We start from the raw sequence: 17,817 nt of genomic DNA, 5'->3' as shown, positions 1-17,817 counted from the left end.
GCAGTCGCTTACACCTCCAAACTCGCCCCATGCTTCCGCAGCCATTCCTTCCGCTCTCGCCAGTCAGGCATGACTTTGTCCACCTCGTTCCAATACGCATCGGTGTGATTGCGATGGTGTAAGTGACACAGCTCATGAACCACGATGTAATCAATAATCTTTGGCGGCGCCATCATGCACTTCCAATGGAAGTTCAGAATGCCGCTTTTGCCACAACTGGCCCAGCGATAGCCCATATCTTTTACTTTGATACCAGCCACCTCTACTCCGACCTTCGGCGCGAAATATGCCACTCGTTGGGTCAGCCGTTCCTGGCCTTTATCGACATAAAAGAATTCGAATGCTTGTCTCGCAGCCTCTGACCCGCCCTTTTCAATAACTTGTCGGCTGAGTGCAAACCTGCCATCTTTTAACTGCAGCGCCTTGTCCTGGCCGGACACCAACGCCAAGCGATACGCCGCTCCCAAATAAAGAAAAGTTTCGCCGTTCACCCACTCGCGAGTAACACTCGTGGCATTAAGATCTTGCCATTCAGCAAGATTTCGATAAATCCACATCCTTTTACTGTGAACCACGGCGTCGGCTTGCTCTGGCGTATAATTTTCTGGGGGGCGAACGACGACTTTTCCGTCACGCTCTATAACGATGTCCGTTGTTTTTCGGCCGCTGCCGGGCACAAGCACATATTCAATGTCACCGACTTGCCTTGGCATCATGATTTCTTTTCTCCTTCCATACCCTGAAGAAGCTCATTGTGACGATTCTTCGCCAATTTCATGATTTCGACCGCGATGCGCTCGCGGCTTTGTTTGAGCTGCGGAATACCGGTTAGCGTCAGCGCTGTTTTGATTTCACTTCTAGTGCGCTTCTGTTTGTCGCTATTGTTCCAGTAATCGATGCTGCCGATGCTGTGCTGCAAGGTTTCAACAATTGCTTCCATCAACACTCTTATCTTGGGTTTTTCATCAGCGGGGACTTCACCATTTAGAAACGCATAGTTAGCGATGTGCTCATAGAAGGTCGTCGCCTCCTTACTCATGCCTTCCTCGCCCTGCTTTCTGCCTTCGGCGGCTACTTTGCGAAGTTTTTCCAGCTCTTCTGCAAGTTTGTCCCACTGGTCCTGGTATTGATCAATGAGGTGCTCCACCTTTTCGGAAAGGCTCTTATAAAATGCTGGATCTTCATCCTGGTGAACCGTGCAGTGTTTGCGAATCGCATGTTCCATTTCGCTGGCTTTGGCTTCGGCGTTTCCGCCTGAATGCTCATTCAGCTTGTCGATGAAATCATCAGACAGCAGTTCCACCGGCTCCACTTTTGGGTTTATCCCTAAGCTGACCAGGTGCTCATTGATCAAGTCACGCACCTTCTGGCCGGCGCTGCCTAAATCCAGGGTGTCATCCTTATAACGCTCCTTAGCCACACGCTGAACATAACCTAAGCGCTTAGCGGGAACGCGATACGATTGCCCCGCTTGGTGGGGCAGAATAATGTCGAGGCTGCTCAGGAATTTCTTTAGATAGACATCAAAGTCCGCACGAATCTTCTCATCTTTGAGAAGTTTCACCGCTTCGTGTACCACCGCTCCATCGTCTTCGATGCTTGGCAGTTTGCCCTCTACAAACGCTTGAAATTGGTTAACCCGATGCTCCGAAAACAAGCTCAGCAAACGCTGATAGCGCTCCTGCAAAACCGGAACCTCTGAGCTGATATTTTTCAACCCGTTGGCCAGTTCCTCCTGCTCGTCTGTTGCGGCGTAGAGTTTTAACGCGTCCGTCAGGTTGGATGTCAGGCCGATATAGTCAACCACGTAGCCGCGCTGCTTGCCTTTCTTAACCCGATTGGTTCGGGCGATGGCCTGCAGCAAGGTGTGCTCTCGGATTTTCTTATCCAGATACATCACCTGCTCAATAGGAGCATCAAACCCAGTTAGCAGCATGTCGCACACGATCAGAAAGGCGATGCCTGTGTGAGGTTTGTCCGGGTCATCGAACGCAAAGGGCCGACAAAAATTCTCCACCGCATCCCAGGCTCTAGCCTCCTGACGCGCATTGGTCACATAGGCTGGCTCATTGGTGCCATCGCTGGAAATGACCACTGCCGACTTCAGGAACTCGACTCGCTTGATCAAATCATGATTGGGTTCGGTCTCGCTCTTCAAGGCGTCTAATTGCTCTGATAAAGCATTGTGGATCGCTTTCTGATAGCGCACGGCCGCTAGCTTTGAGTGGCAGACCACCTGAGCTTTAAAGCCGTTCGGGAAAATATGCGTCAGGTAATGCTTGACCATATCCTTGGCAATGGCCTGAATGCGCTGCTCTGCCTCCAAAATATCGCCAGTTGCGCCGTATTTCTTTTTGATGGCCAACAACTCTTCGTCCGATCGATCCTTGAACAGATTTTCGAACTTGTCTTCGAATTCGGCTTTCTCGTTCAGTGCAGAATCCGCAGTGCGTCCTTCATACAAAATTTGCAGCGTAGTGCCGTCTTCCACCGCATCCATGAGTTTGTACTTATCGATGTAATCACCGAACCGTTTCACCGTACGCTTCTCGCCATGGCGCTCGGTGATCAGCGGTGTGCCCGTGTAGGCAATGCGGGCGGCATTTGGGAAAGCTTCAAAGATATTCTCACCCAGGTCCGACCCTTGGGTACGATGCGCCTCATCGATCATCAATACTATGCGACTGGAAGGATTTACCACGCCGAACGTTTCCTTGCCCGGAATCGCCTGGTAGGTGCCCAGTGCCTCTGCAACCGAGAGCGGCAAGCTCTGATCGGCGATTTGGAACTTGTGGACCATCACCATATTGATGTCAGAGGCATCGCTTGCAAGCTCTGATCGCAGCTTCTCGCGACTCTCAATAACGTTCACGCGCCCGCCAATTAAGGTCGCGGTTTCAGCCAGCTGCTCCTCCAAGTCCACCCGGTCGTTGATGAGCACGATTTTGTAGTCATAGAGATCTCGGGACGTGCGCAGCATCCGCGCAACAAACACCATGGTCAGGCTTTTACCCGAGCCCTGGGTATGCCAAACAACGCCGCTCTTTTCCTCCGCATTCTTTCCATGGCGCAACCGCTCAATGATTTTGTTGGCAGCCCGAAACTGTTGGTAACGGCAAACCACCTTGATGCGTGGCCCACCGTCGGTGTCCATGAACACGGAGCTTGTGCGCAAAATTTTAAGCAGGTTGGATTTATTCAGCATACCCTGGATCAGCTGCTGTTGCTGGTTCATCCCTTCGGCCACAGAGTCGTCTTCGGGCCACTGGGTCTTCCAGGGATAAAAGTGCTCATCGCCAGAGGTGATGGTGCCGTAATCGGCCTCAACGCCCGTCGTACGAATCATTAACAGATTACTGTGAAACAGACGAGGCTCACCCTCCTTGAGCCCATGTTTGGCGGTATCCTCGCGCTTGTTCATATAGCGCTGTAATTGCTTGAACGCCTCCGCCATCGGGTTGGCGCAGGTGGGGCCGCCCTTCTTACATTCCACCACCGCCAGCGGGATGCCATTCACAAACAGGACAATGTCGGGAATGATGAATTGCTTAACGCAACCGGGAGTGTCGATACGGAACTGATTGATGGCAAGGAAGTGATTGTTTTCCGGATTATCGAAATCAATCAGCCGAACCACAGGGTCCTGCTCACCGGTTTCTTCGTTCACATCCACCTGAGCCTTGAACAGTAACTTCTGGAGCGCCTCGTTAGCTTCAAGCAAGGTTCGATTGGGTTGACGAAGGATCTCTTCCTGCAGGTCGTGCAGTTGCTTTTCGGTGAGCCAGGTTTTCCCTGAGCTGCCTTTGTTTAGCGATGAGATTGCTTTTTTAAATGCATCGGTGAGCAACCACTCTCGAAAGCCAGACCGGAGGCTTTTTGAGGGGTCTGACGGGATTTCCTGACCCTGGTCGATAACCTCCCAATCCAGCGAGCAGAGCTGCTGCAAAAATGTCTGTTCGACCTCCGTGTATTCAGACATCAACCGCCTCATAATTCTCAAATTTGACTCTGACATTTCCGTTAAGAAGGTCACTCATCAGGCCACATTTCATTTTTTTAAGCTTTTTCAATTCGGCGTGGTTCTTAGAAACATAACCTGAAATTGCAGAAAGTCGCTTACCTATTTCTTTTTGTTCATTTTGACAGCTCGGACTTAATATTTGGAGCTCTCTTACTCGTCCAATACTCATTTGAGGTAAAGCTTGCCCTACAGTCATATTCTTAATTTGCTTCTGAACCGACGAGCTTCTGAGCGCGTTAAACAAAAAAACCGGATCAATATTTACCGGGTTGATCACACATAGGGAATCAAGTAAAGCAAATCTAATGTACTCAGGGAGAAAACGAATTGTCCCAATCGTTCCTTTTCGAGAGAAGGCAATTGATCCCTTTGCGAATTCACATCGTTTTTCCTGTTCTAGAACAATTTCCTCAATTACTCTTCGAGGTGTATCAACCTCTACTTGATCATCGTCTATGAACTCCACCGTGGAAATGAAAGGAAAACCATTCTCGTGATAGATTGGGTTCCTATGGCTGGGATTTGGATCAACGACATTCCCAACTTCTAAAATGCCTTTAACCCACCAATCATTTGGAATCCAACCAATCGGTGTTTCCTGGTAGAGCTCTGGCGCTTCATCACGAGGCGGACGCAATTTGCCATCGGGGCCGATGCCTCGGGTGAATAGGTCCTGCATCAGCCCGGCTTTGATTTGCTGATATTTTTCGATCAGGACTTCCGTTTTTTCGATGGCTTCGTCGATAGTTTGGAGGATTTGGGCAATTCTCTCCTGAGCCCCTGTCGATGGAACTCTCACCCTCTCACGCAGGTAATTTTCAAGCTTCAGGTTAATGATTCCAGTTGTCTGTTGCTGATACCGGTATACATACCCTGAAAAATAAAGAAAGCTGAGAAGATAGTAGGAAAACCTTGGGTCGAAGCCATCGGAAACCCGTAAAAGCTGAAGGAAGTTAGAGTGGATATGCCTCGTTTTCGGATCTTCTCTATCGAAAAAGACTACACGTCCGACAGGTTGATCCGGGCTTCCCCCAGATTTCTCTATCAGTATGTCTCCATTCTTGAGCGCCTTAGCTTCAAGCTTTCCCAGTGGAATTCGTCGTGGGACTCCAATTTCTGATCTCAGCTTACAGTCTTTCGTGAAATCAGCGGCACGAAGAGCATAGGCATTGGAGGACCCAGCTGGCTCGTTACCCCATTCTCCTGTAATTGAAACCGGAAAGATCTCTGAAAGAGAGAATTCATTCATACCCCAATTCCTCAAAAAACTCTTGAAGTTGCTTTGAAGCATTGTCTCTTTCAGATTCAATCGCCAAAGCCGTCAGTGCATACTTATTCCAGAGGTTTTCAACGCATTTGATACAAGCTCGCTGCTCCGCTCGAAGATAGCCTTTGTAGATATTCAGAAGCAGGTCTCGCAGACGCTCAATAATCACCGCTCGAGCCTCATCCACCGAAATTTTCTTCCGAGCACTTTCCACCAGGTCATCCCGCTTGTTTTCGATGGCCTTGAGCGTTGACTTCTGTTCCTTTACCTCGTCCTCGAGCGCTTTATGCCGAGCAAGACTGGCTTCCAGTCGCTGAGCGGTATCATATGCGAGCTGCCCTCGTTCAACGGCTTTTTTGACCTGACCCATCCAGTCGCTTTTAAGACCTTGCTGTTCTGCGAGCTCAACGATCCGAAGGCCATTGCCAAACTCTGCATCCTTAGCAGTCAGCCCTTCCGTGCAGTAATAGCCCTTTTTCGTGCCTTTTGGTAAGCGATCCATCGCTTTCAATTCGTCGAAAAGATTCTTTGCCAGATTCTTAGTGGTTTTCAGTGACTCTTTCCATTCAGCGGTTGCTGACTTCAGTTCATCTTTTCGGTTTTTAACCTCGTCGCTCGGAAGTACGCCAGTGTCGTCCTCATCCTCAAAATCTTCTTCATCGGCCGCTGCAAACAGTGCTTGCAGCTCCGCGAGCCTGGCTTGCGCCTGTTCCTGTTGTTCAAGCACTTCTGGGAACTGACTTTCGAGAATGTCGTCATCGGGAATCAACTCCGGCCCCCAGCCGCTGGCTGCGATGGACTTGAAGTCGGCTTTCAAGTGATCCACGTAGGTTGCGAATGCACCTCGCACCTGGAACGGCGTTAGAAGCGTCTGGTCGGCAAGCGTTTGCTCAATACTTTGGAGCAGCTGGCTCCGCATGACATACACATTGCGGGGGCGGGCTTCCTGATTATCGGCATCCGGTGCCAACGCTTCTACGATGGGGAGGCAGGATTGCCACCAGGCCTCCAGCGTATCAATGATCGTTTTATTTGCCGTCTTTACTCCGGAATGGTCATTGATAAAAGCGGGAATATCCCGCTTTTCTTCCAGTACTGGGGCGAAATCCATGTATTGATCATCACGCGGCACAAACAAGTCGTCCTTCAAGCCGACGTAATTGGCCCAATAGCTCTGAAGATCGGCAATTTCCGCGAGCGGAACGCCCCCACGCAGATGAGCGCGAACGTCGTGAGGTTCGGGAGGCGGGGCATTGTCCACGTATCGCCGGATGTTGCAGTTGTAGTCCTCTCCCTGTATCTCGGCAACGGGAACAGGGCGTGCGTATGCCGGAATTTCACCCCTAGTTCGGTAGGCGTAGATAATTTTATCGATGTCTTCCGGGCGCAGGTGGTTCTGGGCCTTGCCTTCGCGGTATTCGCGGTCCGCGTTGATGAAGAGCACAGAATCTCGGTTCGCGGCTCCATCTTTGTTCAGAACAAGAATACAAGCGGGTATACCGGTGCCGTAGAACAAGTTGCTGGGCAGGCCGATGACCGCCTCAAGGTAACCGTGGTCAATGAAGTATTTCCGCGCTTGCCGCTCTTCCCCACCGCGAAACAAGACGCCATGGGGCATGACAGTGGCCATACGTCCGTCGTGTTTCAGTACGGAAAGCATGTGCTGCACGAACATCAGATCCGCCTTTTTGCCTTTCTCGGGCATCATCACTGGAAAGCGACCAGAAAACTTGAGGTCTTTCTTGATGTAGTTCTGACTGAATGGCGGATTAGCGACTACCCGATCGAATCGCTTGAGTTCGTTGTTCACATCCAGATGCTGCGGTTCACGCAGCGTGTCTTCCTGTCGGATGTCTGCGTGAGAGATGCCATGCAGTAGCATGTTCATCTTACAAATCGACCAGGTGGTGCCGATCTTTTCCTGGCCATACAATGCCAACTCGCGGGCATCACCACCCTTCTCCCTCAGGAAATCACGCATCTGGATGAGCATACCTCCGGAGCCGACTGTGGGGTCGTAAACGCTCATTTCTTCTTTGGGATCGCAGATCTCGACGCAAAGACGTACCACTTCCCAGGGGGTATAGAATTCGCCGGCTTTTTTACCTGCGGAGTCGGCAAAGTATTTAATCAGCCATTCATAGGCTGCGCCCAGCAAATCCGGGAACTCAAAGTCTTCATCCCGCAGGGGGATCTTTTCGAAGTTCTGAACAAAATCCGCAAGCGTGTCGTCGTCCAGCGTGCGCTGACCGATCTTCCGGTTGAAGTTAATGCCACTCAGAACGTCCTGGAGCGCGTCGGGGTTGGCGTCTTCAATCGCGGCCAATGCCTTGTTTAACGTCGTACCAACGTTCTCTTTTACGTGTTTCAGGGCGGGCCGTTGAACAGTTTTCTCTTGCCCGTCTTCAACAATTTTGTCGTTCCATGGCTCGTTCCATCTGGCCCTGGGTGGAACAAAGAAGTACTTGCCGGAGTACTGGTCCGGGTCATTCAGTTCGATGGCGATATCTTCTTCTGACACCCCTTGAGCTTTGAACTGCGCACGGAGTTCATCTCTTCGCTCATCAAACAAATCGCTAGCACGCTTTAGGAACAGCATGCCGAAGATGTATTCCTTGTACTCACTGGCGTCCATGCTGCCCCGTAGGTCGTCACAGGCGCGGAGGAGTAGACTTTCTAAGTGAGAGAGTGTCAGTTTCATTCAAGTTCCAGTGTTTATAGGGTGCGCGCACCCTATGTTCAGTTACATGTAGAGTTTGCGGAGACCAGCAACATAAAGCGTCATTTCTTGGTCTACGGACAAAGTAATGTCTCAGCGAGATTAGGTGTTGCTATCTTCGTAAATCGCGATATCAGTGGCCCAGCCTCCGGAGTTAACCAAGCGGCCATCTTTTTCCAATTCCAGCATTCTGTGTACCTGAGCTTCATAACCCAGCTCAAAATCGAACCATCTTAGATCGTACCGCTGCGATCTCATGTCCCAATACCCCATGCCCTGATCAAAGGCGAGTTTTATTGTCCTCCCAGACGCCAAGCCCACACTTAGCATCCTGCGGTGAGTCAATTCGCGCTTATCGTTGTGGACTTGGAAATCTACCTGGCCGACTTTTAACGTTGCTCGGAGAAAGGCACCTGATATTACCTGATGAGCTTTGGCATCGTGCCAATCGTGCTTAGCCATCCGACTATCAAACCTACCGTCGCCGGGCGTTGTAATAACAGAGACGGACGTTTCTTCAGTCGGCTTCATGGCTTTTAAAACATTGGCGAGTAACACCACCGCCCAAGGGGACTTCAGGTACCGATCTTCATAGGTGAGCGAAACCACTTTGTCCTGGTCAATTGCCTCTGCGTAGCTGGGTGCACGTTGTTCCAACAGCTTCCAGAATTTATCGGACAAACCACCCACAGATCCGTTGAAGTCGGTTGTCAGTTCTATCACCGCAGCTCCGCTGGGCTGAGGAGACCAACCCGATACATCCAATGCTTTCGCATCAAAGACAGGTTCCTGATTAGAGTAGACCCACAATGCTTGGTCATCGCCCCTTAGCCACCCGTCGCCTGGATTCTGTGAGCTCGTGCTGTTGGTAAAAAGCGTAACTCGCTCTTCGCTGTCCAGTTCGAACTGAAGCGGCATTCTAATATCCGGGTTGGGATGGTCCTGACTCGACTCCGCAACTTCGATGCCGAACCGGCCTAAAATGGCGAGTTCCTGTTTAGCCTCTTCGCTAAGCGTGACACTCTCCGGCAAGATCAAAGTGACTCGCAACCCGTCAATCGCTCGCCAGCTCATGAGCTTGCGACGAAACTCAGGGTTTCCGAGGTCCCACTCCTCCGGGTTACCTTTTAATCGCAACGCAACGGCTTGTGCGCCCTTGTTGATCCAATGACGAACAAAGCGTTCTGGGTCGTAAGGCCAATAGGCGGAACCTGGAACTGAAGCAAATGGTTCAGGCAGGCTGAGGTGATCCCTTAGACCGCTGCTTCCTATCCATTCGAGCGCGGCTTTTCGGTTCAATTCATCGAACTCAACCCGACTGTCTTTGCTGGCCAAGCATGATGAGCACACATTGTCACAATTGGCCGGACACTCGAGCTTTTTGAGCATCGCGTCGATGAGCTCAGCGAGATTTTCTAATCCCGTGAGCACGAATCCGGCGCCGCCAGCAACATCGTCATAAACCTGTATAACGTATCGAACCGATCCTGTGTCCAAGTCTTTGTCCTGACGAACACCAAAGCCCATCTCAGTGGTCGCAATACCCAGTTGCTCAGCAATAGAATCTCGCAGGGCCACAGCAAGGGTTGTCGCCACTACCTTGCCTTCGGATGAACCCGGAATCCACTCGCCAGAAATCGGGCTTTTCAATACCAGCTCAAGAACATCGGTTTGGGCCTGGTAACCGAGGTGGACGCTGTCCATCACTCGCTCTCCCGAGCAATCTTTTTCTTTATGTCCACCAGCATTCCCACCAATTGGACGGTGGAATCTATCCGGCTGCAATTCACCTGGGACCTCGCGATTGGCCGTCATCGAGTCAGCGCGACCGCAACTCATACATACCGCGTAGCCGGTCCCATTCTCACCACCGGAGCTGTGAAAAACCCTCCCCTTATCACCAAAACGGACAAAACCACAGCGGTGATCTGGCAAGGAGATAACGTTGTCGTCGACGCTTATTTTGGGCTTTTCTACAGGTATGTACTTCTGCGAGGTAACATCGTTACTCGTCGCCTCGTAAAAGTCCGTAGTGAAGCCGGCTGGCCGCAGCACTCTTTTTACATTGCCGGCTGATACCAACGTGTGGCATTGCGTACAGGTCACCTGATCGTTGTTCACATAGGCATATTCTTTATAGCCAGGCGCGCCGCAGTTCTGACATGTCCACGCTAAATCAAATTTCTGCGCGCCACTCTGAGCGCTGTCTTGATAAGAGAAGAGTGTGACGCCCGCCGAGCGATAGACGCGACCATCAATCACGATCTGAGCACCTGGGGCATATTCGCGAATTGCCACTGGCAGACCCCGGGATGGCTTCTCTTTATAGGTGAAAATGTTGTCTTCGCGGGACTTCTCTTCTTTGCTGGCGTTTCGGTTTATAAAGTCTTCAACGTTGTAGGTATTAAGGTTCACAACGTCGGTGGGGAAGCCATAACCCGGCAGGAATGCCCGAGCTGCGAGATCTCTCAGCAAATACTCTTGTTCGTGGCGTTTCTTCTCCAGTTCAAGCGCTTTCTTGAACGCGTCATCAGTCACTTCTTGATGGCGCATATTCAGGCGCTGGTACTCTTTAAGCCAGGACGCCGAAAGCTGCTGAATGGACTCTTTGCAATCTGCGGCCAACACCGCAAAAGAGGTCGCGGATAGCGCTGTATTCTCCCGTGTAATACGGTGCGTGCCCTTTACTACTGAGTTTTCTGGCGAGCCCGCCGCTAAACTATCCAACCAGTCGATGAAGCGCTCACAGACCGATGGGTTTCCACCGAAAAACCAGTGAACGTTTAAGCGAGTGCGATCATCGTCGCTGTCGGTCTCGGCCTTCAAGAAATTCGCGAGAAGGAACGAATTAACATGGCGCTGGACCAGTGGTGCCGCGCTCAGTGTAATGACTGGTGCAGGGATAGCGGTTACCCAGGGCCACTTGGGGTTCTGGAAGGCTCGAGTATTGTGAGGGTCTGGCTTACACAAGGTGTAGGCAACGGCCCTTGGCTCACTGCGCCGACCGGCCCGACCAGCTCGCTGAAGGTAATTCGCTGGATGAGGCGGCACATTATTCATGACCACGGCAGAAATACCGCCAATGTCGACACCCATTTCCATGGTGGTGGAGCAGTTCAGAACGTTGATCTTACCTTTCTTAAAGTCGGCCTCGTATCGCTGAAGGCGCTCCGCCGCTTGCTGGGCGGAATGCTCTGCTGTGCGGTAATAGAACCCACCTTCAACGGTGCGATCCGAAATATCTGTCCAAAGGTTCCGCTCCCTGAGAGAGCTGATCACGTTGTTTTCAGAAACTCGCTTCCGAACTGCTGGCAACACGCCGCCTGCTTCGCCCTCTGGCGCAAGGTCTGTGTAATTTGGCAGATCGATCTTCTCACAGCGGTAATCTTCCGCGTCCGCTTTGCTCGGCAGATAGGGCGTAAGGCCTCGGAACGTAGTGTCAATAAGCCGGTTTGTGACTGGGCACACCCAGCCCGACTGAGGCAGAGAGAACGTCAAAGTCTCCCGAGAAAGAGCATAGCCCTCTCCCTGCGACTGTAATATTTGAGCCCTGGTCAGCACACTCCAGGCCTCTTTTAGCCAGTCGTTTACTTTATTGCGATGGGATTCGAGTTCCGAATTGAGGCCAGAGCCCATGAACAAAAGCTTTACCAAGCGCGATTGCTGTCCTTTCTGCAGTTGAGGCCATGATTTTGTTCTGGTGCCATTCACATCGCTTCCAGGCGCAAACAGCTCTTTCGGTGCGAACCTCGCGCCCATCCACGAGCGCTCAGTCTCGTTAAAACGCAGAAACGTGTTTTCGCGAACGTAAAAATCCAAAGCGACTTTTAAAAAGTCGTGCCAGTCCTTGAGCGTGAGAGGTGTTGAATCCTTACCTGCACTGGACGGTCCTCTCGTTTCTGACCAGTGCCTCGGCACCTCCGTCACGTTTTCCAGGCCTTTGTAGCCGACCGCCACCAAGCCAAGTGTTTCCGTGCTGTTTTGGTTCTTTGGACGACGGGCATATTCCCGCAAGAGCAGCACTCTGGCCATGGAATAGCTGCCCTCACTGCCCTTAAATAGCTGAGGATTAGCGTAGCGATTGTAGTCGAGAATCGAGTATTTCAGGTCATTTGTGGCGGCTAGGTCTTCGACAAGTTCGGACCAAGGTATCTCCAGTCGATCTTCTTGAACGCTGCCGCCTTTTAGTTGCTCTGCCTTTTTCCTAACATCCGAAGCAGCAGCACCCATGCCCATTTTCTCCAGGGTTTCGACCTGCTGCATCAACTCCTCGTAACTCGCCGTAGGAGCGTCTTTAGGCCCCGCGTCTGCCTGAGATTGTCTATTCCTTAGTATCTGAAAAACCAACCCCCTCAAACGTGAACGCTCTGCTTCCTGCTGCATCCGGACCGCCATACGGGCAGTGCCCTGACGACTGTCTGTAAAGGTGATTAATTTTCGGCCGCGACCAGGAAGCGACTCCGGAGAAGCGCCATCACAATCGTCGCGGGAAGGATCAGGACAGAACTCGAGAACTGTTGGCACCGCATTGCTGACGTAGAACGGTGAACCCAAGTAGGACTTTCGAAGAAATCCGCCAGCGGACCTTCCTGCGCTATCGCAGTTCGCACATAAAGAGTCAGACTCATCTGCCTGCGAGATCGTAATGCTGTTGTCTGCATCGAGAACACCCAGCTCCGAGGTTGTTAGGTCCAAGTCCTCAGAGATAAAGGCAGCGTGCGGTTTCGGCGCAATGACTGTACGACCTCTCGCGGAACTGCCGGCCCCCTCCTCACCTGCGCCATCTTCGACATCGTCCTGGAGAGAAAACTCGTCCGCGACATAAGGGCTAGCCTGACGCAGGTACGGGTGAACATGTTCCGCTGTGAGGTGCGGCGTTTTACAGTCATTACAAAACCCGACCTCGTAGACCGGCGCATTGCAATCACATCGTCCTCTTTGCTGGACGTACACCTGCCCAAAAGGCCAATTTTTTAGCTCACTGGCTTTTTCTGAACAGTTAGGATCTACACAGCTCCACAAGCCATGGAGCATCCGTTGGAATAAATGGGCTCGCAGTTTTAGAAACGGCTCACCGCTAGTCGATTCTTTTGTTTCAGTCAGCAGGTCTAACCACTCAAGAAGTTTCTGCTGTTTCTCAACATCCGCTGTCTCCTCAAGCAAAGCCCCCACCGATTCGCTGAGGTCGGTCAAACTGACTGGTCTTTGAGAGTTTACGACTGTATTTCTAATCAGCTGAGCCGTTCGGGAACCGCGAAGTAAGCTGAATCTTTTCTCAGACACACTTTTTCCGGGCTCAATATTTTTTAGCTGCTCGAAAGACAAGCCATTGTGATCCCCATCAAAGGCTAATTCAGGAACTTGCCGCTGACCGCCAATGACCACAACTTGGCTCGTTGGAATGCCTGCAAGGCCTGCGAGATATTCCCTTAAACGCTCTTCTGCCTTTTCATCAGCGATCGTTGCCGAGGTTGCTACAAACCTAATATCTGCAGCTTGCCTTCCGAAGGCTTCGACAACCCTGCGCAAGAGTAAAGACAGCTCAGCCGCTTGGGACCCGATGTAGGTGTGCGCCTCATCGAGAACTATCCAGCGCAAGGATTGCGCCTCTCGAGATTTCTGAATAATCGGATCGTCTACCTGCCGCACCAGCATGTATTCAAGCATGGTTGCGTTGGTCATTAGTATTGGCGAGGGGTGCTCACGGAGTTCTTCGCGGGAAAGAATCTGATTGGGTAAATCTTTCTGTTCTTTGCGAACTGAAGTTCGAGAGTTTTTTGTATTCCCGTTGTACAGACAGAACCGGACATTTTTACCAAACGGCTTGGTCCAGGCATCCAACCGCTCTCTCTGGGAGTTGATCAATGCGTTTAGGGGGTAAAGAAACAGAGCACGTACACCGTCTAAAGCTTTTCCGCTTTCGCGATATTCACTGACAAGATCCTGAAGTATCGGAATCATAAAGCATTCCGTTTTTCCCGAACCGGTGCCTGTGGTGATGACGGCTGACTTAGGTTGTGGTGCAAGTAACGTATGCCAAGCTGTTAACTGGTGCGTATAGGGTTTGATGTCCCGGTCAAACCGATAATTTTCATCTGATGATTCGGCCAGTGCATTGACGACTTCTTCACTTAACAATTTGCCCGACAACGCTTGGAACGTTGTTGTTCCAGGTTCCCAGCCAAAGGTATGTTCAAAAACCGGCGGAGCGAGGAAACACCCTTCTGCTCCGAGATCGCTACCCATTTGTTTGCCAAGGTGTTCACGCAAACCAGAATCCGCCACGCTCAGAATGCTAAGCGTTGACTCACGGGTACGCTCCAGCGACTGATTTATTAGATCCTTGAAATAACCGCTCATAAAAATCCTTGTTATTCGGGTTGAAGCAAGAGGTTCGACAGCACGAGTGAATAAGTAGGCTCGTACCAACCGTAGCGATCGAAGTCTGAGAGAACTCGCGCACCCAGTTTTAATTCGGGCAATGAAGGCGTTAAGTCTTCAAAGCGGGCTTTACCTGCGGTAACAGCGGCCATGAAGATCGGTAGATATGCGACCGCTCTTGAAAACCCAACATCCGGCAAACGCTTCAGTTCGTCGGGGAAGTCTTGCTGATGTATCCAGTTCGTCAGTTCTACTTTGAACCACTCCGGCCACCTTTGATCATCGGCGTGGTTGCGACGCAGATCTTCAAAACAATATTTCGCGAACACATAGGGGGCTTGCTGCAGATTCTGATGCTCTGGCTCTTTCAGATACTCCGCAAGATGTGCAAAACATGGGATGTATTCAGAAACGCTTTTAATTCTATCTTGGACAACTTTTTCGGCGAATTCTTCTGGAAGCCCCTTTTCGACCAGGAGTTTCTTCTGCGACCCTCTGACATGTGCCCATGTGTGAACATCCACCGTCTCCCAGATGACCGCAAGCTCGTTGCTCATCCGCCGACAGTAATCTGGATCAAATTCCAGGCGGAAAACGGCGACCGCCAATGCGGCGGAATTGGCCGCTAACGCTTTCCAAGCCTCAAATGCGGACAATGGAAGGGTGCTGAAGCGATCTTTAAGCGATCGCAGATAATCCCAACCGCTATGAAACAGGTCCTCCGCCATGGTCGCAATTACACCATCGAAAACATGAGGGTTGTGTTTCGGATGAAAGAGCTTCGCAGCAGCATGTAAAGTTTTCGGAGCGCTTTCGTAAGCCTCAAGAGAGCTTTCCGTGACCCAAACCGTTGGCCGAAACTTCACTTTCGACTCGGCCGGCGGAAAAAGTAGCCACGGGCCGTTTTTCATCATTTTCGTGGGAATCTCGAAAACACCCATTCCGACACCTTCAGACATGCGCTCGGTTACAGCGACTGATTCAGCCTGAGGATCATCTAGACGCATGCCAGAAACGCCGGAAAAATTGCTCGCAGCGACAAACCTATCTGCAACAACTTCTAACCGGCCAATTGAATTAGGACCTTCAAGGCGAGCGTTGTAACGAACAACATCAATCTGCTTCAGCATCTGATCGGTTTCAATTCGGATTCTAACAAACGCATCCTGGTTGATAGCCGTGCCCAACATCTGCTGGATGTCTTCCTCAAACGCATAGAGACTAATTCGTTGTGACTGCTTGTTAACGGTGAACGGGTAATATCTTCGGAAATTAGGAAGGTCCTGCGATATAAGTTCGAGGCAAACAAAAAACTGTTCTCGGCTGTCAGGCCTGGGCGTCAACGTCATTGACGTTTCGATTAACTGGTCAAGCGAAATCAAGCCGCCTTTGATCTCGTTGCCCTCATCGTCAAAAAGCTGAACTCCTGTTTTCGGGTACGGCAATCTCAGAACGACAGGTTCTGAAGACTTAACACCATCGGTTAGTGCAATGCTGATTTTTTCAGGCGCACATTGGCTAGTTTTTGGCTCCATCGTTATGCCGTAGCCGTCTTCGGAATCCTGGACCTCGGTTTTAAGGGAACTATCGAGAACCTGAAGCGTGAGTCGCCGGGAGCTTTTAAGGATGATGCGGGCCGGACTATTTCTGGAAGCAGGCACAGATAAGACTCTTAAGTCTTTCGGTATCACGCCGATTCTTCGCCTTAAAAGCGTTTCCCCAGAACCTCCAAGCACACTCAAAGCAAAGCTGCCTACCTGGTTCTGTTGATAGTCGAAAAGCAGAGGTTCACCGTTTGCCAGAATGCGAAAGTCGTTTTGTTCGCCACTATCTATCCCAGAGACACTAGGCCACCCCCGATAGCAAAGGTTCGGCAAAGTACTGTAGAGCGAAACGGTGCCAAGAAGAAATGGCTTTTGGAAACGGGCATTAGGGTCAAATCGCACCAACACGCGAGTGTGCTTACCAACAAGCACCAGATCTGATGAAACGCCTATCCATTGAGCGCCCTCTTCTTCGTGAGCTAAATCCTCATGCGCTATTTTAGTCTCGAGATGAATTTCAGGAGGAACTCGAAGAATGGCTTGCTCACCAGGCACCACTACGGAAGCGGTTGATAGTAGCCTCAGCTCTTCATTTTCATTCACAAAAACCATAGGCGAAAAACGGTAATCAACTTCACTCCCTTCGAAGTAGGACGCGTGAATGCGATGACCATTGGAGAGGAACTGGATAGTAAGAGGCAGCTCCGGATTGGTGCGATTAACCGTCACCGAACGGGACTGGATATTTACGGAAATCGAAGAGCGATCATCGTTAACCTTGCCGTGGGCGATGCCCGACCGCTTCAGCAGGACATCGCCCTCATAGAAAGCGATTTCTAGTCTTGTACTCTGAATTCGGTGCCCTTCTAACTCAATTTCGATCCTTTCTGGGAGGAAGACCTCAGTGCTAATCGACCAGTTAGCGTAACTGCCCTGCAGCCAGTGCTCGCAGGTGTAATTCTTTTCGTCCGCTTCTAACCGTTTTTTCTCAGAGCGGCTACGGCCAGCATCTCTTAGCCAATCGTTGATAAGATTCCGAGCATTGTGCTCACTCAGTGGCAGAGGCGACTTCTTTCGCCAATCTGGAGCATGCTCGTCGAGATAATCTACTGGTTCATCAACGAAGGAAATAGGATGTGCTTCAGCCAGCTGCATCAGCCATTCTACAATTGATCCAATAAGGAGATATTTTTCAGAGGTACGAAACGTTTGCGGGAAGGAATATGCGTAGTTCTCTATCACCGAAGCGACTTCACCGCCGGCCTGCTTCACTCGGTAGTACTGATTTACAGCACCCCTAACGGCTCTGCCAAACCCATGTGTTTCGCTCTGGACCAGCCGCCAGGGAAGACCACCTTCGTCAAAAAGAGAACCCAAGTAATCATAACCATTGGTGCGAAAGCGAATCGGGCGCTTCCAAAATTCCAACCCTTTTTTGACGATCTCACTGTGAAGCCGGCTCGGAAGTTCAACTGAGAGCGGCTTCTCGAAGCCACTCCACGACCAGCTTAGGTTCGAACCGTCGTACTCTCGTCGGTATTTTTCAGCGACAAACAAGCAGAAAACGGCTGACCAATAACCGGAATAGGAAGGGCTCTCGATGTCTGGAATGGATTGCCGGAGTATGGTTGGCAGTTCTGAGTATTCCTCATCGGTAACGTGGTACTGATAAAGAGGACTGGTATCAGGTCCTCCAATCATTCCCCTCACGAACAGGAACTCATTGATCCAGGCTTTGGATTTACTGCGTCTACCGACGTCCATGTTTAAGTCCTTTTATCTCAATTATTATTAGTTTTAACGCTGCTTGTCTTCGATGGACTCTAGCGGCTATGCCCATGCAATAAAATTCGCAAAAACAACCTTTTTCCTAAATTTACGAACG

6 protein-coding genes are annotated in these 17,817 nt (G+C 50.8%); all 6 read right to left on the bottom strand.

Going from position 1 to position 17,817, the window contains the following annotated elements; all coding sequences use genetic code 11:
• Positions 1 to 8 precede the first annotated feature (8 nt).
• Complete coding sequence (locus tag FCS96_RS15110; RefSeq protein ID WP_138441210.1) at positions 9 to 716, bottom strand: M48 family metallopeptidase; 708 nt, start codon at positions 714 to 716, stop codon at positions 9 to 11.
• A complete protein-coding gene (locus tag FCS96_RS15105) occupies positions 713 to 3,979 on the bottom strand; it encodes a type I restriction endonuclease subunit R (protein ID WP_138441431.1) in 3,267 nt (1,088 codons plus the stop codon). The genes FCS96_RS15110 and FCS96_RS15105 overlap by 4 nt, the downstream gene beginning before the upstream one ends.
• Positions 3,972 to 5,270, bottom strand: a complete 1,299-nt coding sequence (locus tag FCS96_RS15100) for a restriction endonuclease subunit S (protein ID WP_171040807.1) — start codon at positions 5,268 to 5,270, stop codon at positions 3,972 to 3,974. The genes FCS96_RS15105 and FCS96_RS15100 overlap by 8 nt, the downstream gene beginning before the upstream one ends.
• Positions 5,263 to 7,989: a type I restriction-modification system subunit M gene (locus FCS96_RS15095; protein ID WP_138441208.1), complete on the bottom strand. Its 2,727-nt coding sequence runs from the start codon at positions 7,987 to 7,989 to the stop codon at positions 5,263 to 5,265. Before FCS96_RS15095 ends, FCS96_RS15100 begins: the two co-directional genes overlap by 8 nt.
• Positions 7,990 to 8,109: 120 nt before the next feature.
• Entirely contained in the window at positions 8,110 to 14,367 is a 6,258-nt protein-coding gene (locus FCS96_RS15090) for a DEAD/DEAH box helicase (RefSeq protein WP_138441207.1), read from the bottom strand.
• Between the two features lie 11 nt (positions 14,368 to 14,378).
• A complete protein-coding gene (locus FCS96_RS15085; protein WP_138441206.1) occupies positions 14,379 to 17,696 on the bottom strand; it encodes an STY4851/ECs_5259 family protein in 3,318 nt (1,105 codons plus the stop codon).
• Between the last annotated feature and the right edge of the window lie 121 nt (positions 17,697 to 17,817).

Source organism: Marinobacter alexandrii, from assembly GCF_005871205.1.
In the GTDB taxonomy this organism is placed as follows: Bacteria; Pseudomonadota; Gammaproteobacteria; order Pseudomonadales; family Oleiphilaceae; genus Marinobacter; species Marinobacter alexandrii.
The sequence above is the reverse complement of the archived record's forward strand: the minus strand, read 5'-3'. Positions and strand labels throughout refer to the sequence as shown.